The organism is Spirosoma horti, assembly GCF_054776595.1.
The window spans coordinates 699,827-725,879 of the sequence record NZ_BAAHBQ010000003.1 but is presented as its reverse complement, the minus strand read 5'-3'; the positions used below and the strand labels follow the sequence as shown (position 1 = coordinate 725,879).

The window sequence follows — 26,053 nt, the reverse complement described above, 5'->3', positions numbered from 1 at the left end:
GGTTTAGGTCCGAAAGGACTATATCATTTTGTTTGCCTATGTGGTAAACTATTTCCGCCAATTTTCTCGTTTTATTCACCTAACAAACCAGCTCGGATTACGCTGTCTCCGTTTCTGCGGCTTTACAACCGCCCAATAAACGACAATGATCAAACCAGAAATAGTTAACGATCTATATATCGTTCAAGTCGCAAATGAAAATCATTTGCGGCTGGCCGAAACCATCTGCCGGGAAATGGAAGAAAGCGCAAAAGCCCGGGGAACCGGCATTGCCAAGCGCTCTCCCATTTATGTGATGGAAAAAATGCTCGAAGGGAAGGCCATTGTCGCTATGACACTTTCGGGCGAATGGGTTGGCTTTTGCTACATCGAAACCTGGGAGCATGGTAAATTTGTGGCCAACTCCGGGTTGATCGTTCATCCCGATTATCGAAAAAGCGGCATTGCTACGCGCATCAAAGCGAAAGCATTTGAACTGTCGCGGGCGATGTTCCCTACAGCCAAGATCATTGGCATTACGACAAGCCTGGCGGTGATGAAAATCAATTCCGATCTGGGTTATCAACCCGTAACGCTCAGCGAACTGCCCGCCGATGACGCTTTCTGGAAAGGTTGCCAGACCTGCGCTAACTTCGACATCCTGACCCGTACTAACCGCAAGCATTGTTTATGTACGGGCATGCAATATGATCCTGAAGAACACAAGAAGGAGCAGAAAGACGAAAAGTGGAATTTTCTCAAAGAGTCGAGCTTATATGAACGCTGGATGCGTATCAAAAAACGTATTCTGATGCGGATCAGTCCTACTGAACGGACGCGGTCACGCCGTGACCACGAGCTGGAAACGGCCTGATCAGAAGTCTATAAAACAGAAAAGCCCCGAAGTTGCTTCGGGGCTTTTCTGTTTTATAGACTGTCTAAATGTAGTTCTCTCCTGAAATCACGGTCAGATTACAACGTTCATTTGCGTTATATTATCTCAAAATTTAATATTTAACAATTTGATAACATTTGGTTAACATTGGGTCGTAAAATAATATATTGTTTACTGGCCGATAAGTCTCTTTCGAGGGCATGTTTTACTTATATATAGCTATTTTAACAGAATAAAGTATTTAAATGATACTGTAGGGTAAAACAAGACGGCTCTACTACGTCTTCAGGCTGTCTATAGTTGGTAATATTTAGATAATATTAGCGTAATATTAAGGTAACATTAGTCGCTTCCATAGTTTATGGCCTTGGGACGAGGGTTGTTTGTTTAATCATTTAATCACATTGAAGTCATGAAAAAGAATTTCGCTCTTCTCATGCTGGTAGGCTTCCTGGCAACGCAAGCCTATGCTGCGCCCATTAAAACAAGTAAACCCAAGGCCGTTAAGGCAACGCTGGAAAACCAACTGGCGAAGTACGTTTCTTACCCGGATGCCCTTAAGCCAACCCAGCAGGCTGGTGTGGTGGTCATTCAATTTAAAGTGAATGCTGACAGTGAACTTTGTCAACTGGAAGTATTCAGTCAGAATGAACAACTCAACAATACATTGATTCGCCAGTTGACTGGCAAGAAAATAAACGGATACGGCAGCGATGCCGGTGAATTACACACGGTTCGGTTGCGTTTTCAACCGGATTGATGGAATGATAGGTAATTGACTTACCCTTATTCTTACCGTTCGCTCTGTCGAATGATATTGCTCAGATCTGAACAATATCATTCGACAGAGCGATTTTTGTTTACCTGCTTTAGTATAAACCTACCGACCTACACTATGTCTGAACCGCTCTCGCTGGTCTGGCTCCGGCGTGACTTACGTTTGCACGATAATGCGGCCTTGTACCATGCCTTGAAACGTGGCCGTCCTGTTCTTCCCGTTTTTATTTTTGATCGCACCATTCTCGATGCGCTGGACGATCGCTGCGACCGTCGGGTCGAGTTTCTTGTTCAGGAAATTGACCGGTTGCGGACTGAGTTGGCTCAACTGGGTTCAACCATTATTGTCCGGTATGGAGCCCCGGTCGACGTGTGGAAAGAACTGATTACGCAGTATACCATAGCCGATGTGTTTACCAATCACGATTATGAGGGCTATGCCAAAGAGCGCGATAAAGCCATCGGTGATCTATTGGCTGAACATAGCATTGGCTTCCATACCAGCAAGGACCAGACGCTGTTTGAGCGTGACGAGGTGCTGAGTGGAAAAAAAACGCCATACACCGTTTTTACACCCTATAGCCGAAACTGGCGCGAAAAACTGACTGATTTTTACCTGAAAGCGTACCCGACGGAAAAATATGCAGGTCACTACTGGAAAACGGAGCCATTACCCGTACCCACGTTGAAGGAAATGGACTTCCAACCTGTGGGTGAGCCGTTTCCTCCCCGAACGGTGTCTGAGACATTACTCGATGGCTATAAAAAAACGCGTGATTTTCCGGCACTACCGCATGGAACAAGTCAACTGAGCATACACCTTCGGTTCGGTACGGTCAGCGTTCGTGACCTGGCTCGTCAGGCTAAAGAAGCGGATGACCAGACTTTCCTGAATGAACTTTGCTGGCGGGATTTTTACTTTCAGGTGCTGGATCATTTTCCACATGTCGAGAAAAACTCGTTCCGACGGCAATATGACCAGATCGAATGGCGCAACAACGAAGCTGAGTTTGATAAATGGTGTCGTGGCGAAACGGGGTATCCCATTGTTGACGCGGGCATGCGTCAGTTGAATACCATCGGCTGGATGCACAACCGGGTTCGGATGATTACCGCCAGCTTTCTATGCAAACACCTGCTTATCGACTGGCGATGGGGCGAAGCCTATTTCGGTAAGAAACTTCGGGATTATGACCTGTCTGCCAATAACGGTGGCTGGCAGTGGGCGGCTGGATCGGGTACCGATGCCGCTCCTTATTTCCGTGTTTTCAACCCCACGCTGCAAGCCGGAAAGTTCGATCCCAAAGGAGAGTATATCCGGCATTGGGTGCCGGAAGTGGACAAGCCGAGCTATGCCAGGCCAATGGTTGAGCATACGATGGCCCGCCAACGGGCGGTCGATACGTATCGAAAAGCACTGGCAAAGGTGAAGTAGCGATTTGTCTTCTGTCGCCGTATCAGGTGGTTAGGTGGCCGTGGTTAATGGATCAAAGTTTCCATTGAACAACCCAGCCCGGCTTTAGCACTTTAGGTTTTGGAACACCCGCCAGCCCAGTGGCTGTGTTCATGGCAATGAGCGATAGCGGAACGGTTGTACTGGTTTGGACTGAAATGGCTTTAGTTGCCCGCAAAAACAGATTGCCTCTGGCATCGACATCGTCGACAACGGCATACAATACATCACCGGCTTTCAGATCAGTCTGGTCAATCTGAACGTCTTCCGAAAGAGCAAAGGTCCAGCTTTGCCCTACTTTAGGTTGCCCGGCCCGAACGAGTCGGGCAACAACATCGCCTACAAAAATAGGGGGAACGGTCGGTTTGTTTTTGAGCAGTTGAGTTAACAAACTATCCATGACAATGGCTTCATTTCGGGTAGCTCGGGGTAAGTTATTGGCTACATCAGAAGCATCGTCCAGTGATTCAATGGGAACGCCGGTCTGTTCGGGCTCCTGATCCTGAAGCCAACCCATGCGCCGGGCCTGCTCACGTTCCAGTTCATAAGCCTCCCCGGATGATACCAGCATGATCTCTACAGAACCAATGCCGTAAGAAGGGTTAGTGAATAGCTCTTTCATGGCCAGAATCCGGTATAGATAGTAGCCGGTTTCGGGGTTCATGGTCATCGAATAATAATCGCGGTGGCCGGATTTGGTGATTTTACGCTGTACCATGCCCACTCCCCCATTATAAGCAGCTGCCACGAGTGTCCATGAACCCAACCTGGAATAAAGAAATTTTAAATATTTGCAGGCGGCTTCGGTTGATTTAAGAAGGTTGGAGCGCTCATCATTTCCCGGTTGAATAGACAACCCCATATCCTGAGCGGTCTCGTCCATAAATTGCCAGTAGCCAACAGCTCCGGCAGAGGATACGGCATGCGCATTCCAGGCGCTTTCAATAAGGGGAAGGTATTTAAAATCGTTGGGAATCGTATGTTTTCGCAGGATTGGCTCGATAACAGCAAAAAAAGGTGCCGAACGAGCTTTCAGCCCATTCAGGTGCCGTTGATAGCCTGAGCTGCTTGCCAGCGCAAAAGCCAGTTTAGCCGAAACATTACCCTGTTCGGTCGGCACTATTTCTCCACAGAAATGCAACCGGCCAGGACTTATACCTGATCGCGATTCAGCCGGATAGAATCGGCTCGATTTGCCTTTTACGGCAGTTGTCTTTCTCTGGGCCAACGCCATTGATGCAAGCAGCAGCAACAGGGTAGGGAGCAGCGTAACAACCTTGTGGGTAAATCGTATCAAAACAAATAACGTTGGTTAGACCTCTGAGAAACGATGCTGTGTACTGGTTTAGTTCGTCAGTAGCCCGTTGTTTAGTGACTTAGCCAATGCTGGCTGATCTGTCTATTGACGTTAAAGTGACTTCCAGGTCAGTATCCAGCCTGACTTTATTTGGGACAAATCCGACAATTTAATGCCAAGACGACCCGTAGAGGCATCTACGGCCGACAACGCCAGCGAGTAGGTTTGCTTGTCGCTGGCCGAATACAGTTTTTCTGAACGCAGATAAACCTTATTGGCTTTTGTATCAATATCTTCGATAACGGCATACAGGATATCGCCTTCCTCCACTTGCCGATCACCGGCCATTCCATCGCGGGTGAGGTTGAATACCCAGATCTGACCACGTTCTAAACCTGATGTTTCCGTTAGGCGCGCTTTAATGCCACCCCTAAATACATCGGCTGCATTAGGCAATGGAATGTCTGTTGTTCGGCCATTGGGGGCAGCCAGTGCCTCTTTTGCGGGTGCGCCCACGGCCTCTCTGGTGGCTTCATTCATGATAACCTCAGGCAGTAACACTTCGTCATCATCGGGATCGGCGCCTGGCAATGCACCGAGTGGCTCGTCAAGCGTAGCCAGTATCTGGCCCGGAATCAGGTTTTTATACGATCGATAATTGGAGAATAGTTCTTTAAACGCCAGAATCCGGTACAGGTATTTACCTGTTTCGGCATTCAGGCGGAGGTAATAGTAATCGCGTTGTTGCTGCCGCCGGATATTGCTGAGCAACGCGCCAATGCCATTGTTATAAGCTGCGGCCGCCAATGTCCATGAGCCAAGGCGATTGTATAAATAACGTAAATAGCGGCAGGCGGCATTGGTGGATTTAACCAGATGCCGTCGCTCGTCGGTGCCATGTTCTATGGTCAACCCCAATTCTCGGGCTGTGGCCGGCATAAATTGCCAATAGCCAGTGGCTCCCTTGGGCGATACCGCAAATCCCTGTAAAGCACTTTCAACTAAGGGCAAGTACTTAAAATCCAGCGGTATGCCATGACGGGCCAGAATTGGCTCAATGATTGGAAAAAAGACGGCTGCTCGTTGGCGAATGCGTAGTAAGGCCTGATTTCTGGCGGTGTTGCGTGCCAGGGCTGAAACCAGTCGCCGGGCCACAACTTCTTCGTGGATTGGTACTGATTCACCACAAAAATAAACCGGAGGCAGGCCTTTTAGGAACGTTGGGTCAACGATCAGCGTAGGCGAAAGGCCCGAAAAAGATGCATGGGTCGGCCTGTTCAGCGAAGCACTCGGAGCAAAAGCACTTCCCATAATCAACACCAATACCAACGCGAGCAAGGATAACAGGTTTTTCAAAAGGTAAGTGCACAGTTTAGCATTATATATTCTTTAGACCTAATAGAGTGTCAACTGTAACATTATTATTTCTTCGTGTTGTATACGTTTCGCTCGCCGACAAACCGTATCATTCGATGAGCAGGCTGGTTAAGGGGTTCACCAACAGAAGCTTGGGGACGTAATTGGCCTGGAGTCAGTAGGGGCGGGCTCACGATAAATAAGCGCGCAGTTGTGAAATGAAGAGTCCGGGAAAGAACCCGGCGGCTGGCGATACGTCTAAAAATGAGTGCATACCAGTTACGGAGATTTTCTTACTGACTGCCTAAATTCTCCGGCCAGGGCTTTCTAAATCCTGAAGCCTGCTAACAAGAAAAGCCGCCCGTAAAGTGAGTGGCGGCTTTCTGTTTACTGACTAAGGTTGGGCATTTATAACCAGTCCCAAAAATGAAGCGGGCGGATACCGCCTTGTGTTTTCCGTTTCAAAAAGCGAGGCCGACGGAACCGAAGCACCATCAGTCCCATCATCAATTTCTTGATGGGCAGATGCTGGCCCTGAGTTTCCAGGTCGGAAAGAGGAACAGTAGGGCTCTGCGAAGCGGCCTGCGCAATGAGTTGTTCAGTATCTGATAACGTTCTGGTCAGGGCCGTATTCGGGCGGGGTCCCCAGGTAGAATTGTCTTCGTCGATCAGTTCGATTGTTGGCGAATCTTTGATTTTCTTCGGCAATGCCAGTGGTTTATGCCAGCTTGGCAATGGCTTCATGAGTTCTGCCATGGTTGACCCGCGTAGCATCAACGCATATTGACGTGGGTTACTGAGCAACTCTTTGAAGGCCAGAATCCGAAACAGATAATGGCTCGTTTCGCGGTGCAGACGAAGTCGATAATAATTCGACTGGCCCTGCTGTTCCATTTTGTTACGAACGTGTGTAATTCCGCCATTATAGGCAGCCGCCACGAGTGTCCAGGAGCCTAACTCCCGATATAACTGGTGCAAATGTCGGCAAACAGCTACCGTAGCTTTCTGTAGATTATACCGTTCGTCTACTTTGCCATTCACTTCCAGACCGAGTTCACGAGCCGTACCGGGCATCAATTGCCAATAGCCCGATGCGCCTTTATAAGATACGCTGCTGTTATCGAGCGCGCTCTCGGCCAACGGCATAAAACGGAAATCGCGGGGAATTTTGTATTTCCGAAGAATGGGATCAATGATCGGGAAGAACGTAGAAGCCCGCATCCGAAGATCGAGCAGAAATTCCTGCTGGGCGCCATACAGCCGAAGTGTTTGTAGCCATCGGCGCGAGACATGTCTCTCGTTTACGGGAACTTCCTCTCCGCAGAAATAAATAGGGAACTGGTGATTTGTTGAGTCAACGACCAGAAGTTGTGGGTTGTTCAATCCGTTCGACGACAGCGTTAAGCGGCTCGTATCGGCCCCAAAAAAGGGGATCGCGAGGACCGGTTTGACAGCGGCCATGAGTAGTGAAAAACTTACTTCTTTTATCAAAATTATAGTAGTTGTTGTGGCACATATAGACAAGAAAACCCGTACCGAAGTAGCGGGTTTGTCCAATTATATAATACGAATCTAGTTGATTGTGGCCTAGATACCAAATTATCGCCTAAGAATTATCCAACGGCCCGCCTGAAAACAGGATTTTATTCTTATAAGAGCCCAGCTACAAGGGTCAACTTGCCGTAGTCATAACGACCACCCAAATGATCGAAAACCGCCTTTAAACGCCCTTCTGCCATACCGACCGTTGCAATCGCTTTTTCGATTTCGCGCCGTTCGATCGGGTCGATCAGGGAGACTAAATCAATATCGTAACCGGACTTCGATAACTGCACCAGATGACTGGCAACGGAGCCTGTCGTGAGTTGTCGCTGGGCTGCTATCTCGCCAATGGATAACCCGCTATTGTACAAATCGAGGGTTATCAGTTGGGTCGACCCTTTGGGCTTTTCGCCCGCGTCCACCCGGCCACGTACATAGCCCACAATCTCATCCAGAAAACGCTTGCCAAACAACTGTAGCTTCCGTTCGCCAACACCACTTACGTTGCGCAGCGCATCGGGGGTAACAGGCCGCTGGCGAGACATGTCTTCCAGAGTCGTATCGGTAAAGATAACGTAGGGCGGCACGTTTTGTTCGTCGGCGAGTTCCTTCCGCAATACCCGCAACCGCTCGAATAGCGTATCGCGCTGGGTTTCTGTTTTGGTCTTGATTTTCTCGACAACGGGTTTGGGGGCATCGTCCGGGCGAACAAGGTCCACCTTGCGTCCGCCATACAGCACCTGATCGGCCAGCATACCCCGGCGCAGGGCGTAGTGCTGATCATAAGCTATTTCAATGACCCCGATATTGATAAGCTGGTGGATGTAGTTCCGCCAGTCTTCAAAACGAAGATCGCGGCCAGCGCCATAGGTTTTCACCTGATCGTAGCCACCCTGAAGTACCTGCTGGCTCCGGGAACCCCGCAAAATGTCAATAAGCAAATTCATCGGCACCCGTTCTCCCGTTCGGATAATGGCCGACAGCGCTTTTTGGGCCAGAATCGTACCATCGAACGTAACGCGTGGGTCGCGGCAGACGTCGCAGTTGCCGCAGGGTTCGGCGAGTTCTTCCGAAAAGTAGGAGAGCAGAATCTGACGGCGGCAGGTGTGGGCGTCGGCGTATTGCTGCATGCGCTCCAGCTTGGCCAGTTGCAGGCCCAGGTTGGCCGGGCTATTCTCGGCCAGCATCTCTTTATACGTAGCCACATCGGCAAAGCTATAGAACAGGACGGTTTGGGCAGCAGCGCCATCGCGTCCGGCCCGCCCGATTTCCTGGTAAAAGCTCTCGATGTTTTTGGGCATGTTATAATGGATCACCCAGCGCACGTTCGACTTGTCGATTCCCATACCGAAGGCAATGGTCGCACACATGATGCGTACATCGTCGCGCAGGAACGCTTCCTGCGTTTTCGAGCGATCAGCCGGGTCCATTTTTGCATGGTAAAACGCAGCATTAAATCCTTTTTCCTGCAATTTAGCTGCCAGCGATTCGGTCGATTTACGGCTCAGGCAGTAGATAATGCCCGATGTGTCGGGTTTCTGCTGTAGCAGCTTGATAATCTGCTGAATTCGATTCTGACCGGGCAGTACCTGTAAGCTCAGGTTAGTCCGGTTAAAGGAATCCACGAATATGGCCGGATCGTTCATGCCAAGCCGAGTGGCTATGTCCTGCCGGGTGAGTTTATCGGCTGTGGCGGTCAGTGCAATAGTGGGCACGTTCGGAAATTGCTCTTTCAGGACGTGCAACTGCGTATATTCTGGCCGAAAATCGTGCCCCCAGGATGAGATACAGTGGGCTTCGTCAATGGCAAACAAGGACAGTTTAGTCAGGCTCAGGAATTGAAAAAACGACTCGGTCAGTAATTTCTCCGGCGAGACATAGAGAAGTTTGAGCTTGCCGTTGATGCAATCGTCTTCAATTTCACGCTGCTCCCGGCTGGTCTGGGTGCTGTTGTAATAAGCGGCCTGGATACCATTCATGTGCAGCGCACCTACCTGGTCCTTCATCAGGGCGATCAGGGGCGACACAACGATCGTCAGGCCGGGCAGCATCAACGCCGGAATCTGAAAGCAGACGGACTTGCCGCCCCCCGTAGGCATGAGTACGACCGTGTCGCGACCACTCAGGATCGACTGGATAATAGTCTCCTGCATGGGCCGGAAGCGATCATAGCCATAATAGCGTTTGAGGTAATCGGCGGGTTGCTGCGTATTGGGTGTTGAAACCGTCATTGACTTGTTGAAGAACAGATTTTAATCGCCCTTATAGGCGTAGATAGTCTATGTGAATGGTCTATTGGCACTGATTAACAGCCAACTATCTTTATTTCAAATTTAAGAAAAATTTAAGTCGTTTCCGTGGACGGATTCGTGATTTTATCCGCATCTTTCCGTCTCAAGACCGAAAATTGGTTAGTCTTATTTAAACCCCAATCTAATAACAATGAAAAAGAAACTGTTAGTTCTGTGTCTCTCCCTTAGCCTGGCAGTCGCCTTTGATGGCGTTGCCCAGGACACAAAAGGATCGAAGGAGAAAGCGAAAAAAGAGATGAAAGAGGCCGATGCTTCGGCCAAATCAGCCGCTAAAGCGGAAACGAAAGCGGCCAAGGATGCCGCTAAAGATGCTAAAAAGGATACAAAGGCAGCGGCCAAAGAAGCAAAAGCGGACGCCGGTGCTATGACCGATGACGCCAAGCAAGCGGCCATGAACGATCGGATGGCCGCTGCCAGAGCGGCTAAAGCAGCCAAAAAAGCGGCCGCCGACGGGACAACGGCTGCGGCCACAACGACAGATAAAGCGGCCAGGAAGGCCGATAAGATGACTGATAACTCGGGTCTGAAAGATGACAAAATGAGCAAGGCGAAAAGCGCGACCGGGCAGATGAAAGAAGAAAAGGCAACCCCGGCTGACTACAAGGCCCCAGTTGATCCGTCTCAAAAAGGCCCCAATGGCGAGAAAGTAATGACGGGTCCGCGTGGAGGAAAGTTTTACATCAATAAAAACGGCAATAAGACTTATCTGAGTAGTGTGAAAGGATAAGGTAACGAAGCCCGACGAACGGGGTAGATGCTGCTTATCGAGCCGGTGTCTATCCCGTTCTTTTTTGTGTTAATAATCAGACTGGTACGATTTCTCGAGCGGTATCGCACCGCCAATAATTCCGTCTTTGATGAGTTGCTGAACAATCTCCCGGGGAGGCACTTCATTGAGGCCACCCGTCGTAACAATGGCTTTCCAAAAAGGTTTGTTGGTTGCCAGATTAGTCATAACCAGCAGAAGTTCATTATTCGAGGTGATGTATTTACCGTAACCAGAGGTGTAATTACGATTGAAGTCGATGCTCAAACTAACCTCGCTCTGGCAGGCTTGTCGTTTTTTGTCAATGGCTTCTTCTGGGCTATCAAAGTCAATGGAGCTATTGGATACCGTGCATACCTGATAACCAGATGGAAAGGCGGTTTGAAAACGGGCCAGGTAGGTTGGTACCATATGCTGTAGGTTCGACACAACGAGAATGCGCTTGAACTCGGGTTTGTCGTCTGGTTTTACATTGCTCTGTATCGATACATTCATGCAGCCAGTCAGCATAATTAGCTGACAAATAACCAGGAGCTTGTGCAGAAATGACTTTGTTACTTTACGCGTTAAGGAAAAGAGCATGGTTGAGCCGGGATCAGAATTTGCTGGCTAAAGTTCATATATGGGCAGCAAACAAACCAAGCCTTCCGGTGAATAAATTAGTGGATTGTACAGGGTCAGTAGTGTACGTTCTTTACCGGAAATACCAATAGGTCAACGTTATGAATAAGTCTACACTCAGTAAACTGTGCTTTTTTATACTGGCCGTGCTGTATGGTTGCAAGCATAATCAGGATCCAACGCCACCAGCTAGTGATGTCATAACTTTTGGGGCAACGCCCACGGTCATCACCCGTGCGAACACAACGGCTTTACTATCTGCTGACCTGCTTGCTGCACCAACCGGAAAGGCCGTCACGGCAGGGTTTGTCTGGTCGAAAACAAATGCACTGCCAACGCTGGCCGATAGCAAGACAACCCGCTCCCTAACGATATCTTCGCTGCCTTTCAGCCTGAACGATTCACTGACGGGCCTGGAAAACAACGCAACCTATTTTGCCCGTGCGTATCTGACCACCCCAACGGGCACGGCGTACAGTTCGGCTGTTACATTTCTGGTGCAAGTTAAATTGACCGACGCGTTTGCCCAGACCCTGACCAGTCTCCTTCAGAACCGCGATATTGGGTATGGCTTCGTCATTTATGAGAATGATGAACTAAAGGCATCGGGGTCGGGTGGGTTCAAGTCCAGGTCAATCGACGTGGAAGGCCAGAAACCATATACTATCGATACGAAGATGCACATTGCCAGTATGAGCAAAACGATAGCGGCTATGGCTTTTGCCCAACTGGCCGCTCAAAAAGGCATTCGAACAACCGATAAAATCAGCCCGTATCTGCCCCCATCTTGGACTAAAGGACCTAACATTGATCAGATAACCTTTTATGATTTATTCAATCACCGGAGTGGGCTCATTGGTTTGGGCAACAATTGCCTGAATGGCGCTTACAGCGAAAATATTTATTCCGGTCTGAAACAGCTTATTGCCAATGGCGTGCAAGCCGCTAACAGGGGGAAGTACTGTTATCAGAACGCGAATATTGGGCTGATGCGGGTGCTGATACCGGCCATCACCGGGTATGTGTTTGCCGGGAGCGATGCGGTCGATGACCAACAGACACAGCAACGCTATCTGGCTTATGTTCAGAGTAATGTCCTCGCAAAAGCAGATATCCAGGACGCTGTTCCGACGTACCCAGTCGGTGATCCAACCTATTGCTATACATATCCGTACATAGCGGGTCGTAAAGGATGAAACCCTGGTAATTTTTATGCTACGCTGGGCGCTTATGGGTGGTATCTGACACCACGCGAAGCCGGTAAACTGTACGCTACGGTTTTGTCCTCAACGGATCAGTCGGTGTTGACCACGGCGTATAAAGATACGTTGTTGCTCAATAACCTGGGTTGTTTCCGGGCCGCTACCAGTCTTGGTGATATCGCCTACCACGATGGCTGGTGGTATTATGACAGCAGTGTACCGTACATTGGTTTGCGGACAATCTGGATGAAATTGCCGAACAACCTGACTATTGCTCTTTTTGTCAATAACCTGAATAGCCAGACGGGTTTATTTCCCACTGACAATGGGGTCGATATCGTTCCTTTCGTTTTTCGAGCTTATACAACAGCAAGGCAGCTGACCGGCGGTCGTTTGGCAACGGCTTCCTTAACGCTGGAACACCCTGAACCGCACTGATAAACGGGAGATGGGCAAATTGACGGAGAAAATTTAGTATGTTCAGGGTATAAACTCAGCCTATGCGCCAATTACTTGCTCTGATCATCGTTCTTCTGCCCATTTATTGTCCGGCCCAGTCGAGCCAAACGATACAGACGGACGGACTTCAGCAACCCGTCGAGATCATTCGCGATCGGTGGGGCGTCAATCATATTTTTGCCAAAAATGAGCACGATCTATTCTTTGCGCAGGGGTATTCGGCAGCTCAGGACCGGCTGTTCCAGCTGGAGATCTGGCGTCGACAGGCCACGGGTACGGTATCGGAGTTGCTTGGTCCGCAAGAAGTTAAGCGGGATATAGGTACCCGGTTGTTTCGCTATAGAGGAGATATAAAAAAAGAACTGCTGCATTACCATCCGCGCGGGCCGCAAATCGTTGGGGCCTTTGTGGAGGGGATCAACGCCTATATTAGTCAGATCCTGAAAACCCCTGAAAAGCTCCCGTTCGAATTTCAGGTACTCAAAACAAAACCCGGCCTGTGGACGCCCGAGGTTGTCATTAGCCGCCATCAGGGCCTCATGTATAATGTTCGGGAGGAATTAAATTACGGCAGGCTGGTCAAATTGGTCGGGCCTGATAAGCTCCGCGAATTACAGTGGTTTCATCCAGCCGCGACATCGGCCGAACCGGACCTTACGCTGCACGTGAATGGAGACGAGCTTTTTCAACCCATCCTGGAATTGTACGAGGCTTTTCGTCTGCCGCTAAAATTTGAAGGACTGGCGACCAAAGCCGACGAAGATGAAGCCCGCTTACTTAAGTCAGGTCCTGTTTTGGGGACTGATGCTGGTTTCGAGGCCGAAAAGAACTACAATGGTTCTAACAACTGGGTTATATCGGGCGCTAAATCGGCGAGTGGCTACCCAATGCTGGCCAACGACCCGCACCGGGCACAATCGACGCCATCCCTGCGGTATTGGGTACACTTACACGCGCCGGGCGCATCCACGCCGGGCGAGTCCACGCTGGGCTGGAATGTGGTGGGGGCGGGAGAGCCAACGCTGCCGGGCGTTTCGGTCGGGCACAATGAGTTTGGTGCCTGGGGCCTGACCATTTTTGAAACTGATAATGAGGATTTGTACGTCTATGAAACCAACCCGGCTAATCCAAATCAGTATCGGTATAAGGGGAAGGGGTCGGCATACCAATGGGAGTCGATGAAAATCCTGACGGAAACCATTCCCGTAAAAGGGGGCAAATCGGTAAAGGCTATGTTAAAGTACACCCGGCACGGACCAGTTATTTTTGAAGACGCCCAACACCACAAAGCCTACGCGATTCGGACGGGTGGGCTTGAGATTGGTTCGGCACCTTACTTGGCTAGTTTACGGATGAATCAGGCGCGTACCTGGGCCGAGTTCAGGCAGGCCTGCCTGTTTAGCCGGGTGCCGGGCGAGAACATGATCTGGGCAGACAAAACGGGGACAATTGGCTGGCAGGCCGTGGGCCTGTCGCCCATTCGGAAGTCTAGCCAGGGTAAGAGTTATACGGGTCTGTTGCCGGTGCCTGGCGATGGTCGGTTTGAATGGGGTGGGTTTTTGCCCATCGAGAAGCTACCCAACAAACTCAACCCGCCCGAAGGGTACGTCGTGACGGCCAATAATAACCTGACCCCGGTTAACTTTCCCAATCGAAATGCTATTGGCTGGACCTGGGCCAGTCCCTCGCGGGCGCACCGAATCGAGGAAGTGCTGAACGATGGCACCCGCAAGAATCTGGTCGATTTTATGGCCCTACAGGCCGATTACCTCTCTATTCCGGCCCGAACGCTGGTGCCCCTGCTTCAGAACCTGGCCTCTCCCAATGACCGTACCGAACAGGCGCTGAGCTACCTTCGTCGGTGGGATTATAAACTTACCACCAACTCGGTGCCCGCGTCCATCTACGTAGCCTGGGAAGAACAGTTGAAGCAGGCGGTGTACCTCGAAAAAGTGTCTGCCAATGCCCGGCCGTATTTGAAAAGTTTGCCAACCAAACGAGTCATCGACGCCTTACTTATTCCTACAACTGCCCGCGATAGTTTGCTATTAAACTGTCTGGATCGGGCGGTTACCGAACTCACCACCCGGCTTGGCTCCGACATGGACGATTGGGTGTATGGACAGCGAAAGAATAAACACATCACCCTGATGCATCCGCTCAGCAATCTGGTCGACGAGGCCATGCGTCGGAAAATCAATCTGGGCCCGGTGGCGCGGGGTGGTTATGGCGAAACCGTTAATGCCACCGCCAACAGCCTGAATCAAACGCATGGCGCGTCGTTTCGCATTCTGGTGGATACCGAAGACTGGGACAAAACGCTGGGTATCAACAGCCCCGGCCAATCGGGCGATCCCGCCAGTCCGCACTATAGCGACCTGTTTCCACTCTGGGCCGAGAACGGCTATTTCCCGGTCTTTTTCTCAAAAGAGAAAATCAAGACGGTTGCTGAAGAAACGACGGTGCTGAAGCCCTGAGTAACGCGGACATCCTGTCCGCGCTACAGTAAGCGCTACATTTCGTACTTTTGTGGGTAATGGATATTCAATCAATAGTAGAAGCCGATATTTTACGGTCAATCGCCGAACTTTATCCCGGTACTGCCGGCACTGTTCAGCTTACGCCGACCAAAAAAGAGTTTGAAGGACAGTACACCTTCGTTACGTTTCCTTACACAAAAGTGCTCCGGCAGGCACCCGCTCAAATTGGGCAGGCTATCGGTAACTGGCTACTTGAGAACAGCTCCATCGTGCGTGCGTTCAATGTGGTGCAGGGCTTTCTAAATATTAGCATTGCTGATGCTGCCTGGCTTGGTGTCCTTAATGATATAGCCACTAACCCATCCTTTGGCATATTGCCGAAAAAAGGGCAATCGGTGATGGTTGAATTCTCCTCGCCCAACACCAACAAACCGCTTCACCTCGGCCATTTACGGAATAACTTTCTGGGCGATTCGGTCAGTCGGATTCTGGCCGCAAGTGGTTATGACGTCGTGAAGACCTGTATCGTCAACGATCGGGGCGTTCATATCTGTAAGTCGATGCTGGCCTATCAGATGTTTGGCAATGGGGAAACACCCGAGTCGGCGGGCATGAAAGGCGACCACCTGATCGGGAAATACTACGTCCTGTTCGACAAGGCGTATAAAGCCCAGGTTGAAGAGATGGTCAGCCAGGGAGCTATAAAAGAAGAAGCCGAAAAACGGGCTCCACTAATGCTCGAAGTGCAGCAGATGCTGCGGCTTTGGGAGCAGGGCGATTCCGAGACGGTTGCCCTCTGGCGCAAGCTAAATGACTGGGTTTATGCTGGTTTCGATACGACCTATAAAACCATTGGGGTTAGTTTTGACAAGACGTACTACGAATCCAATACCTACCTGCTCGGCAAAGAAATTGTGGAGGAAGGAATCCAGAAAGGTGTTTTTTATCGTAAAGACGACAACTCTGTTTGGATTGATCTGACGGAAGAAGGGCTGGATCAGAAACTGGTTCTGCGTTCCGATGGGACATCGGTCTACATGACCCAGGATCTGGGTACGACTGATCTGAAGTTTCAGGATTTCCATAGCGACCGCCAGATATGGGTAGTTGGCAATGAGCAGGACTATCACTTTAACGTGCTGTTCGCTATCCTGCGCCGGTTGGGGAGACCCTACGCCAGTGAGTTGTACCACCTGTCATATGGGATGGTCGATTTGCCAACGGGCAAAATGAAATCGCGGGAAGGAACTGTCGTCGATGCCGATGATTTGATTCAGGAAACAACAAATGCCGCTTCGACGGCCGCCGATGAAGCGGCCAAAGGCAAACTCGACGAATTTGATGAAGCCGAGAAAAAAGCCCTGTTTCAAATGCTTGGCCTGGGTGCCCTGAAGTACTATCTGCTGAAAGTTGACCCGCAGAAACGAATGCAATTCAACCCTGAAGAGTCCGTGGATTTGCACGGCAACACGGGTCCCTATATTCAGTATGTGTATGCCCGAATTCAGTCCATTTTGCGGAAAGCAAGGGAGAGGGATAGGCTGGCCGAAGGAACTGTTTCAGCTACGCAGTTAGATGACATTGAACAACAATTAGTTTTTTTGCTTAGTCAATATCCGCAACGGGTTGGCGAGGCCGGAACGGACTTTGCTCCTTCTTACATTGCGCAGTATGCGTATGAGTTGGCGAAGACATTTAACCAGTTTTACGATAAATTGTCAATTCTTCAGGAAACGGACGCCGTTAAGCTTCATGCCCGGCTGATTTTGTCAAAATCCGTTGGTGAAACTATTCGTAAGGCAATGGGTTTATTGGGCATAGACGTTCCCGAAAGAATGTAGGTAGTTGCTTATGTTTCAGTGCTTTTAATTTACCTTCACCCAAGTCTACTAACTGTTAAACTAATCATGAAAAAGAATTTAGTTTTTACTTTAATCGGTGTCGTACTTGTTGCGACCCTCACCAGTTTTATGTCTTTATCAACTTTAGTTAAGGGAATTTTCAGCGACAAAAAAGAAGCGGTTGCTGCTCCAGCTAACGCCGTTGCTCCAACCAAAAGTCTGTACGATTTTACAGTTAAATCCCTGGATGGTAAACCTGTATCGTTAAGCGGCTTTAAAGGCAAGAAAGTCGTTATCCTGAACGTGGCATCGAAATGCGGTTTCACCCCACAGTATGCCGATTGGGAGAAGTTCTACAAAGAACACGGCGACAAAGTAGTTGTACTGGGTTTTCCCGCCAATAACTTTGGTAGCCAGGAGCCAGGCAGCAGCGAAGAAATTGCTACGTTCTGCCAGAAAAACTACGGTGTTACCTTCCCTATGTTCGAGAAAGTATCTGTACTGGGTGCCGATCAGTCTCCGCTTTACAAATGGCTGACCGACAAGTCGATGAATGGCTGGAACGACAAAGTGCCAACCTGGAATTTCTGCAAATACGTCATCAATGAAAAAGGCGAACTGACGAACTTCTTCGCGTCGAAAGTAAAGCCGACTGACGAAGAGTTTAAAAAAGCAGTAGGCATTTAAAGGCGAAAGAGTGAAAGAGTGAAAGAGTGAGAAAGGGATAGCAGCCATTTTCACTCTTTCACTCTTTCACTCTTTCGCTCTTTTCACTCATGACAAAGAGCTGGATTGCGGCTGCACGGCCGCGTACATTACCCCTGGCGTTAGCCAGTATTATTCTCGGGAGTTTTCTCGCCTTTGCTAATAACCATTTTAACTGGCAGATTGCTGTTCTGGCAATCTTGACGACTATTTTCCTCCAGATCCTGTCCAATTTTGCTAATGATTATGGCGATGCCGTTTCGGGGAAGGACACCGAGCTGCGGGTAGGTCCCCGCCGGGCCGTGGCTACCGGCGACATAACCAAAGAAGCCATGCTGCGGGGCATTATCCTGATGTCGGTGCTGGCATTGGTTTGTGGAATTGGTCTGCTAACTGTGGCTTTTTATGATGCCGGACCGAAAATATTCTGGTTCTTCTTTGTGCTGGGCTTGCTGAGTATTGCGGCTGCCATTGGCTACACGAATGGCAAACGGCCCTATGGATACGCTGGTTTTGGCGACATTGCCGTGCTTATTTTCTTCGGCTGGGTTGGTGTCCTGGGAACGTATTTCCTTTACACGCTGTCATTCAGCCCCTTACTGCTCCTACCCGCCACAAGTGTTGGCTTGTTCGCTACGGGCGTCCTGAACGTCAACAATATTCGGGACATTGAAACCGATACCATGACCGGGAAACGCTCCATTCCGGCGCGCCTTGGTCTGCCACTGGCCATTCGTTACCATTGGGGCTTGCTCATCACGGGTATGGCTTGTGCGGTAGCGTATTCATTTCTGACTGATGCTGCAGCCGTTGGCTATCTCTATTTGCTGTCCTTCCCGTTATTTATCCTGAATGGCCGCGCTATTGCGACGCACAAACGCCCGGCGGAGCTTAACGCCCGGCTTGGGCAGCTTGCCCTGACTACGTTGTTGTTTGTAGTCCTGTTTGGGCTCGGGCAGGTGTTGTAGGCTTATTATATAAATTGATAGGGCAGCGTTATATTTTCACTTCGGGTTAACGTAAAGATGGTGGCTGTTGCAAAAGTTTGCCATGCGTTAGTAATACCCTGTTCACCGCTTGTTCCAGCCGAAAGAGGGAGCTAAATTGGACTCATTTATTAAGCTAACTAATGGCTTTCGAGACTTTTGCAACAGCTACGCATTTATAGAACATATAACGTATATTACTATTAGAACTAATTATTCGTATAAAAAAACGGATATTAATGGATATTTCGATTCAACTAGCTGGCTTTCTAGGGCCAACTTTAATGATACTACCGTTATCGGAATATCTCAATTTTGAAATCTGGCGAAGGATCGATCCGACCGTTGTATCTTTAAATGGTTTAGTATTATTTGTAGGAGGTCTTTTTATTGTTCGTTGTCATAATATCTGGAACCTTGAATGGACTTTAGTTATAACGATATTAGGTTGGCTGATCTTAACCTTAGGCGCTTACAGGATGCTTTTTCCTGCCGGTAGGCAACTTCAAAAAGGAGGAACAACGAACGTTGTCTTATTCATCCTCTTTTTTATTGGCTGCTTTTTAACGTCAAAAGCGTACTTTGATGTTTGATGTGTTCAGTTTTAACAAGAAATTTCTCGTAGTTGGAAAGAGCTTGATCTAGGAAAAATCTCATACCATAACTCGTTGTTCTAAAACACGACTTAACATCGTCTATTGCCTCACGACCTTCCGCGTTATTTTATTCTGCCCGGCCTGAATGGTAAGCAGGTACGTTCCAGCAGCATTTGGCATCGAAATGGTTTCTGAAACGGCGTTGACCTGACCAAACTGCTTTTGAAAGACCGAGCGGCCCTGGGCGTCATACATCGTTACACTAACGTCTTTTTTCTGAGTCGTCGTCAATTCTACATACACGACTTCGTGAGTCGGATTGGGAAAAATTTTCAGCTGGCCACCCGCAAATTCTTCCTCCGCTGTGGGCAACAAAACCGTTACTGACGCCTGCCCCGATACGCGCCCTTGTCCACAACTGTTCTCAACGCTGGCTACTGAATAGACCATCGATTTTGTTGACTGAATGGTCAGAATCGTTGGATTCGCGCTGCCCGAAAAGGTTGTGCCGTCGGATAAACTGCCGCGCCAGGGGCCGTCGCCGGTAAAGTTCAGCGTGAGTGAGATGGGCTGGCCCTGCAACACCGTTGTCGATCCCGTTAAGGTTGCCGTTGGCAATGCCTTGATCGTAAACCCGTCGCTGGCAACGAGTTGGGCGTAGGTAATACCCCGCGGCCGTACCTGTACTCGGTAACCTGTTCCGAGGGGTAGCGTGTTTGGGAGGGTGGCTTTCAGGGTGGTTAAGCTGCCGGAGCCAACAATTCGTTCGGGCAGGAAATTGCCGGAAGCGTCGGATAAAAGGACATCGTATTGCCAGCCAGCGGCCTTCGTCGTGTTTTCGGGGATTGCCGTAACGGCAAACGTGCTGCCAACACAAACCGCCGTCGAGCCTACCAATTTTGTAGTCAGCTTAGGCGGCTGGGACACCGAAACTGTAAACTGGTCGGTCAGGCATTGTCGGGAGTCTGTAACAATAACGGGAGTCGTACCGGCCTGGTTGGCTGTGTAGCGTATTGTCCGGTTAGTCTGTCCACTCGACCAGCGGTAGTCTCCTGTCCAGGAGGCCGTGAATTGGAGCGTATCGGTAAACTCGGCCGTGATCGAAGCCGTTTTGTTCACGTTCTTCATTACCGTGAACTTGTCCAGTACAGAACCGTCGGACATGACAAACTGGGCGTCCAGCCGGTTGTCATTGACGTCAAGCAGCATCGACCCGCCCAGCGTGGTGTTGTTATAAACGGTAGCCGGGTGAGGAAAGTCGGGCGATCGTCCGCCCAGTTGCCCGCCAGATCCATTTACGATATAAATTGTTCCCTGGCCTTTCGTCAGGATTGGGCACGAGTTGGGCGACCCATCATATCGGCCCGAAGTGTTCTCTGCAATGTTGCTGGCTGCGTTGAACGTGTTGGCCAGGCCACGAAGCCCTTTAAGCCGATAGGTTCGTTCGTAGCCGTGGCTATGCCCATTCAGAACCAGATCGACGCCATAACGCTCCAGTATAGGCGTCAGATTCTCCCGAATAAGCTTCATGGATAACTCGGTGTCGGAGTTATGACCGCCTTTGCTGTAGGGTGGGTGATGGAAAATCACGATCGTCCAGGGTAGCTTATTGGCCGCCAGATCGCGCTTTAGCCACTGCACCTGGGTCGAGGTTGTATCATAAAGCCGATATTGGCCATCCTGCCGTCCCTGCGAGTCGAGCGAAATTAAATGCACATTACCATAGTCGGCTGAGTAGTAGGACTTTGAATTAGAGGCAAGTCCACCCGATTCCCCTTTCTCGGGAAATGAGAACAGCTTGTAATACGCGATGTTGAAATTAGTTTCGCTGTCGGCGTAGTCGTGGTTGCCGGGTGTTATAAACAGCGGTGTATTGCGTAGGCTGGGCGCATAAATAGGGAAAACCAATTGTTGGTATTCTTCTTCCAGACCAAAGGAATAGGCATTATCGCCTAGCCAAAGCCATAGATCGGCCGGGCGGTTGGCGGTTGCCTTGAGATAGGCCTGATAAACATTTCGCTGATTGTCAGTGCCGCTACCAAAATCGCCAAGTACCCAGAAACGAAGAGGACGGGTGTCTCCAGCGGGTACGGCTGTTTTGACGTAGTAGTCAGGCCCAGTTGTGAGCTGGGTGTCATCGTAGCCAATGGAATAGGCATACCGACTGGCCGGTTGTAACCCCGATAGGGTCAGAGTATGCTCAAGCGTTGGTTGTGACTCGCGGATGTCTTTTGTCAATTGGCTTGCCGAAGTCCCAAACCAGACCCGGCCGGTAGTGGGCAGGTCAGTACGCCATCGGACAACAACAGAGGTTGGCGTAACCACCTGTAAATAAGGTCCTCGAACAAGTTTTGGCGACTGGGCAAACGCTGTTTGACTAACATAGGAGGAAAAGATTAACGCTACATATAGACTAATCTTCATACGGTGGGTATTAATGTCACCGTAAAACTACGTATCCAAAGCAGAACCTCCTATTTTGTAACTAAATATTCGGTGATCGGTGTATTAAGTAGATCGTATGTTGATTTTTAATTGCGAACCAACGACTGGTGCATACGCAGCAGATAGCGAATAGGCCAATCGCTTTGATTATAGGACTCCAGCTGAGCTATTTTGAAGAGTAATTTCCTCTCCAGGCGCCTGCGTTCATCGGGCGGCAGGCTTTTCAGATTCGTAGGCAACTCATTAAGAACCTGGTTTAACTGAACGCAGGCCGTAATGGGTAAGGTAAAGTAGGTCGCTAAACGCTCAACGTCGGATAGCTTCCAGAGGTCCGGTTTGGAGCGCCGGTTGCGGATGGCATTGCCACTCAAACCAACGGCAATACCTAGCTGTTCATCATTGAGTGGACACTCACGTAACCGCCACATAACGGCCTGATAATTATTGACGAATGAGTGTAAGGTAGTGCGTAAATAATCGACCAAAGTTGTAGGTGTTTAAAGGCGTGTAAACGTTGAACCAGGCTTATGCGAAAGCAACAGTAGTGTACAACTAGTGCTCAGTGGTATATCTACAAGATTCGTGCCGTTGTCCTGTATAACTGTGTATACTATTAACAATTTTGAAAAAATGTTAACACAGAGCTGTAGCCAGACAATTCATTTTAGTAAAAAGGACGCCTGAATCTACGGTAGCAGGCCAATCCTTTGCAAAACAGTTGGGTCAATCAGGTCTGTAGAAAGCAAAAGTCACCCTGGACCAGAGTGACTTTTGCTTTCTATACAGGTGTCCGTTCGTACTTACGCTCGATCTACTTTAAGTCGCAGTTGAAACTCGTCCATGTCTATTTCAGCCACGGTAGACTCCGTAGCCGATCCATTCAAGTCGTTGACCAGCCTTAAGGAGACAGCCTGCACTTCCTGCTGGATGTAGTCACTGTTAGTTTCGATAGCCTGGGCAAGTACCTCATCGGTTCGTTCCAGCACAATCTGAATTTTGTCCGTTACCAGGAAATCGCGGTCTTTACGCAGGTTCTGAATCCGGTTTACAAAGTCGCGGGCAATGCCTTCTCCGCGTAATTCGTCAGTCAATGTCACATCCAGGGCAACGGTTATTCCGCTTTCACTGGCTACGAGCCAGCCGGGAATATCCTCGGTCAGAATCTCGACATCAGCCAGGGAGATAACGAGCGGTGAATCCTGAACAATGAAGGATTGTTCGCCATTTTGTTCCAGCGCCTTCAAATCGCTTTCTGTCATGGAGGTAATGGCGGCTGCCACTTCTTTCATCTGTTTGCCGAATTTCGGGCCAAGGGCTTTAAAGTTCGGTTTCACTTTTTTCTTCAGAATACCACTGGCATCATCCACAAACTCGACGGCCTTAACGTTTACTTCCGACATGATGATTGGACTAACGTGCTCAATCTGACGGCGGGTATCGGCATTCAACACAGGAACCAGTACGCGGCTCAATGGCTGACGAACTTTCAGTTTGTGGCCTTTGCGAAGCGAGTGGACCAGTGAGGATACCTGCTGGGCCAGCTCCATAGACCGTTCCAGTTCAGCGTCGATCAAGGTCTGGTCGCCTAGGGGGAAATCCGTCAAATGCACGGAGGCACCCGTTTCGGTCAGGTTACGGTATAACCAGTCGGCGTAGAACGGAGCGATAGGTGATATGAGCTGCGAAACCGTTGTCAGGCATTCGTGCAGCGTTTCATAAGCCGCCCGTTTGTCGGTGGTCAACTCGCCCGCATCCAATGCCCCGGCCCAGAAGCGCCGACGTGATAACCGAACGTACCAGTTGGACAATTGATCGTTCACGAAGTCCTGAACCGCCCGCCCGGCTTTGGTTGGGTTATAACTGTCAAACTGCTGCTCGACTTCCAGAATCAACGACTGGAGCTTGGATAAAATCCACCGGTCGAGTTCCGGGCGTTCGGCCACGGGAACGGTGCGCCCTGAGAACGAAAACTGATCGAGGTTGGCGTATAGCGCAAAGAAATTGTAGGTATTCGATAAGGTGCCAAACAGCTTCCGTTGCACCTCGCCAATGCCATCGGTGTTAAACTTCAGGTTATCCCAGGGCTCCGCATTGGTGATCATGTACCAGCGTGTGGCATCGGCACCATACTTACCCAGCGTCTCGAACGGATCGACGGCATTACCCAACCGCTTCGACATTTTATTGCCGTTCTTGTCCAGCACCAGACCTGTCGAAACCACATTCTTGAAAGCGACCGAATCGAACAGCATGACGGCAATGGCGTGGAGCGTAAAGAACCAGCCACGCGTCTGGTCGACGCCTTCCGAGATAAAGTCCGCCGGAAATGCTTTCTTAAACACGTCCTGATTCTCGAATGGATAATGCCATTGTGCATAGGGCATTGCCCCCGAATCGAACCAAACGTCGATCAGATCAGACTCGCGCTGCATCACCTGACCACTTTCTGAGACGAAATAGATTTCGTCGACGTAAGGCCGGTGTAAGTCAAACTCAACTTCAGGGTTGAGTTGATTGGCAAGTAAGGCTGCTATAAATGCCTTGTTCTTTTCCTGTTGTTGTTCATTTAATTTTCCTGACTCAACAGCTTTTGACGCCAATTCGCCTAATTCTTTAATTGACCCAATGCACACCTCTTCTCCGCTTTCGCTGCGCCAGATGGGCAGGGGTGTTCCCCAGAAACGGCTCCGGCTCAGGTTCCAGTCGACCAGATTTTCGAGCCAGTTGCCAAAGCGGCCGGTTCCCGTACTTTCAGGTTGCCAGTTGATGGTTTTGTTAAGTTCGACGAGCTGGTCTTTTTTTGCCGTTGTCCGGATAAACCAGCTATCCAGCGGATAGTACAGAATCGGCTTGTCGGTCCGCCAGCAGTGCGGGTAGGGGTGTTCGTATTTCTCGACCCGAAACGCTTTGTTCTCCTCTTTTAGTTTAATGGCAATGAGCACATCCGTCGGCTTGAAATCCGGGTCGTCGCGTTCTTCGTCGGAATAGTATTCTTCTTTGACATAGCGACCGGCGTAGTCGGTGATTTCATCCACAAACTGGCCGTGTTTATCCACAATAGGTACGTCTTTACCCGTTTCGTCCTTCACCATGATGGGCGGGATGCCGGCCGCCTGCGCTACCCGAAAGTCATCGGCCCCGAACGTCGGCGAGGTATGGACAATACCCGTACCGTCTTCGGTTGTGACAAAATCACCCAGAATAACCCTAAACGCAGGCCTGTCTGGCTGAACATAGGGCATCAATTGTTCGTATTCAACGCCTTCCAGGTGAGTGCCTTTAAACTCAGAAACAATCGTCCACGGAGCTACTTTATCCGTTGGCAGATACGCGTCAAAAGCGGATGGTCCGCCACTGCGGCTATGAACGGCATCGACCTGTCCTTTCTCATTTAGCCAGCGACTAACCAGGTTTTTGGCCATGACCACATGCACCATCAGGTGCGTGTAGGGGTTGAACGTTTTGACCAGCACATAGTCTATGTTCGCCCCCACGGTCAGGGCCGAGTTGGCCGGCAGTGTCCAGGGCGTGGTGGTCCAGGCCAGAATATACACATCGGCATCGGCGGAGTCGAAGAAAAGAAAGCCCGATTTACCGCTGGGCTTCACCTTAAACTGCGCCACGATGGTTGTATCCCGAACATCCTTGTAGGTGCCGGGCATGTTCAACTCATGCGAACTCAGGCCCGTACCGGCTTTTGGTGAATAGGGCTGGATGGTGTAGCCTTTGTAGAGCATTTTTTTGCCATCCACTTCCTGGTCATATAACTGCTTGAGCAGGTACCAGACCGACTCGATGTATTCGTTTTTATAGGTAACGTACGGGTTGTCAAGGTCTACCCAATAGCCCATTTTCTGGGTCAGGTCGTTCCACTGGTCGGTGAAGCGCATGACTGTTTCACGGCATTTCCGGTTGTAGTCTTCGACACTGATACCGCCTTCCGACTCGGGTTTTCCGATGGCGTCTTTATTGATACCCAGTTCTTTCTCGACCTGCAACTCGATCGGCAGGCCGTGTGTATCCCAGCCACCTTTGCGGTCAACCTGAAAACCTTTCAGCGTTTTATAGCGGCAGAAAATATCCTTTATCGTCCGGGCCATTACGTGGTGAATGCCGGGCGCTCCATTGGCTGAAGGTGGTCCTTCATAAAATGTAAACGCGGGCTTTCCTTCGCGGAGCGCGATGGACTGTTCGAAAACCTGATTCTGGTTCCAGTACGTTAAAACCTCGGCCGCGATCTTCGCGTAATCGAGGGACTCATATTGCTGATACGTCACGTCTGAGAGGATCATACGCGCCAATTGGTCTTGTTTGATAACTAAAGCCAATTGTGCGGTTAAA

General features: G+C 49.8%; 19 protein-coding genes. 11 read left to right on the top strand and 8 right to left on the bottom strand.

The window, feature by feature from the left end; genetic code table 11:
• Positions 1–145 precede the first annotated feature (145 nt).
• From ACYVAM_RS10760 to ACYVAM_RS10750, 3 genes are all read left to right on the top strand, one after another.
• Complete coding sequence (locus tag ACYVAM_RS10760) at positions 146–853, top strand: GNAT family N-acetyltransferase (RefSeq protein ID WP_461066728.1); 708 nt, start codon at positions 146–148, stop codon at positions 851–853.
• A 433-nt stretch (positions 854–1,286) separates the two neighbouring features.
• A complete protein-coding gene (locus ACYVAM_RS10755) occupies positions 1,287–1,634 on the top strand; it encodes a hypothetical protein (protein ID WP_461066726.1) in 348 nt (115 codons plus the stop codon).
• Positions 1,635–1,769: 135 nt separating this feature from the next.
• A complete protein-coding gene (locus ACYVAM_RS10750) occupies positions 1,770–3,086 on the top strand; it encodes a cryptochrome/photolyase family protein (protein ID WP_461066724.1) in 1,317 nt (438 codons plus the stop codon).
• Between the two features lie 52 nt (positions 3,087–3,138).
• Here ACYVAM_RS10750 and ACYVAM_RS10745 read toward each other — a convergent pair whose 3' ends face one another.
• The 4 genes from ACYVAM_RS10745 to recQ all read right to left on the bottom strand — a co-directional run bounded on the left by ACYVAM_RS10745 (position 3,139) and on the right by recQ (position 9,530).
• Positions 3,139–4,401 (bottom strand): lytic transglycosylase domain-containing protein, encoded by a 1,263-nt coding sequence (locus ACYVAM_RS10745; protein WP_461066722.1) that lies wholly within the window; start codon positions 4,399–4,401, stop codon positions 3,139–3,141.
• Between the two features lie 111 nt (positions 4,402–4,512).
• A complete protein-coding gene (locus ACYVAM_RS10740; protein ID WP_461067068.1) occupies positions 4,513–5,712 on the bottom strand; it encodes a lytic transglycosylase domain-containing protein in 1,200 nt (399 codons plus the stop codon).
• Between the two features lie 453 nt (positions 5,713–6,165).
• Entirely contained in the window at positions 6,166–7,218 is a 1,053-nt protein-coding gene (locus ACYVAM_RS10735) for a lytic transglycosylase domain-containing protein (protein WP_461067066.1), read from the bottom strand.
• 188 nt (positions 7,219–7,406) lie between these two features.
• Positions 7,407–9,530, bottom strand: coding sequence for a DNA helicase RecQ (gene recQ, locus ACYVAM_RS10730; RefSeq protein WP_461066720.1), 2,124 nt, complete (start codon positions 9,528–9,530; stop codon positions 7,407–7,409).
• 211 nt (positions 9,531–9,741) lie between these two features.
• Between recQ and ACYVAM_RS10725 the strand changes: the two genes are divergently transcribed.
• On the top strand, positions 9,742–10,338 hold the full coding sequence (locus ACYVAM_RS10725) for a hypothetical protein (protein ID WP_461066718.1): 597 nt from the start codon (positions 9,742–9,744) through the stop codon (positions 10,336–10,338).
• A gap of 69 nt (positions 10,339–10,407) precedes the next feature.
• On the opposite strand, the gene ACYVAM_RS10720 is transcribed toward ACYVAM_RS10725, so the two are convergent.
• Entirely contained in the window at positions 10,408–10,959 is a 552-nt protein-coding gene (locus tag ACYVAM_RS10720) for a hypothetical protein (protein ID WP_461066716.1), read from the bottom strand.
• A gap of 140 nt (positions 10,960–11,099) precedes the next feature.
• Between ACYVAM_RS10720 and ACYVAM_RS10715 the strand changes: the two genes are divergently transcribed.
• The 7 genes from ACYVAM_RS10715 to ACYVAM_RS10685 all read left to right on the top strand — a co-directional run bounded on the left by ACYVAM_RS10715 (position 11,100) and on the right by ACYVAM_RS10685 (position 19,264).
• Positions 11,100–12,194, top strand: a complete 1,095-nt coding sequence (locus ACYVAM_RS10715; protein WP_461066714.1) for a serine hydrolase — start codon at positions 11,100–11,102, stop codon at positions 12,192–12,194.
• 84 nt (positions 12,195–12,278) lie between these two features.
• Positions 12,279–12,638 carry a hypothetical protein gene (locus ACYVAM_RS10710; RefSeq protein WP_461066712.1) on the top strand — a complete coding sequence of 120 codons (360 nt, stop codon included), beginning with the start codon at positions 12,279–12,281 and terminating at the stop codon, positions 12,636–12,638.
• A gap of 62 nt (positions 12,639–12,700) precedes the next feature.
• The gene (locus tag ACYVAM_RS10705) at positions 12,701–15,136 is read left to right on the top strand and encodes a penicillin acylase family protein (RefSeq protein WP_461066710.1); all 2,436 of its coding nucleotides are present in this window, start codon (positions 12,701–12,703) and stop codon (positions 15,134–15,136) included.
• A 59-nt stretch (positions 15,137–15,195) separates the two neighbouring features.
• On the top strand, positions 15,196–16,980 hold the full coding sequence (gene argS / locus ACYVAM_RS10700; RefSeq protein WP_461066708.1) for an arginine--tRNA ligase: 1,785 nt from the start codon (positions 15,196–15,198) through the stop codon (positions 16,978–16,980).
• A gap of 66 nt (positions 16,981–17,046) precedes the next feature.
• A complete protein-coding gene (locus tag ACYVAM_RS10695; protein ID WP_461066706.1) occupies positions 17,047–17,667 on the top strand; it encodes a glutathione peroxidase in 621 nt (206 codons plus the stop codon).
• An 89-nt stretch (positions 17,668–17,756) separates the two neighbouring features.
• Entirely contained in the window at positions 17,757–18,653 is an 897-nt protein-coding gene (locus ACYVAM_RS10690; protein ID WP_461066704.1) for a 1,4-dihydroxy-2-naphthoate polyprenyltransferase, read from the top strand.
• A 257-nt stretch (positions 18,654–18,910) separates the two neighbouring features.
• Positions 18,911–19,264 (top strand): hypothetical protein, encoded by a 354-nt coding sequence (locus tag ACYVAM_RS10685; RefSeq protein ID WP_461066702.1) that lies wholly within the window; start codon positions 18,911–18,913, stop codon positions 19,262–19,264.
• Positions 19,265–19,366: 102 nt separating this feature from the next.
• Here ACYVAM_RS10685 and ACYVAM_RS10680 read toward each other — a convergent pair whose 3' ends face one another.
• The 3 genes from ACYVAM_RS10680 to ileS form a co-directional block, all read right to left on the bottom strand.
• Entirely contained in the window at positions 19,367–21,691 is a 2,325-nt protein-coding gene (locus tag ACYVAM_RS10680) for a metallophosphoesterase (protein ID WP_461066700.1), read from the bottom strand.
• Positions 21,692–21,798: 107 nt separating this feature from the next.
• On the bottom strand, positions 21,799–22,197 hold the full coding sequence (locus tag ACYVAM_RS10675; RefSeq protein WP_461066698.1) for a hypothetical protein: 399 nt from the start codon (positions 22,195–22,197) through the stop codon (positions 21,799–21,801).
• A gap of 315 nt (positions 22,198–22,512) precedes the next feature.
• A complete protein-coding gene (ileS, locus tag ACYVAM_RS10670) occupies positions 22,513–26,004 on the bottom strand; it encodes an isoleucine--tRNA ligase (protein WP_461066696.1) in 3,492 nt (1,163 codons plus the stop codon).
• Between the last annotated feature and the right edge of the window lie 49 nt (positions 26,005–26,053).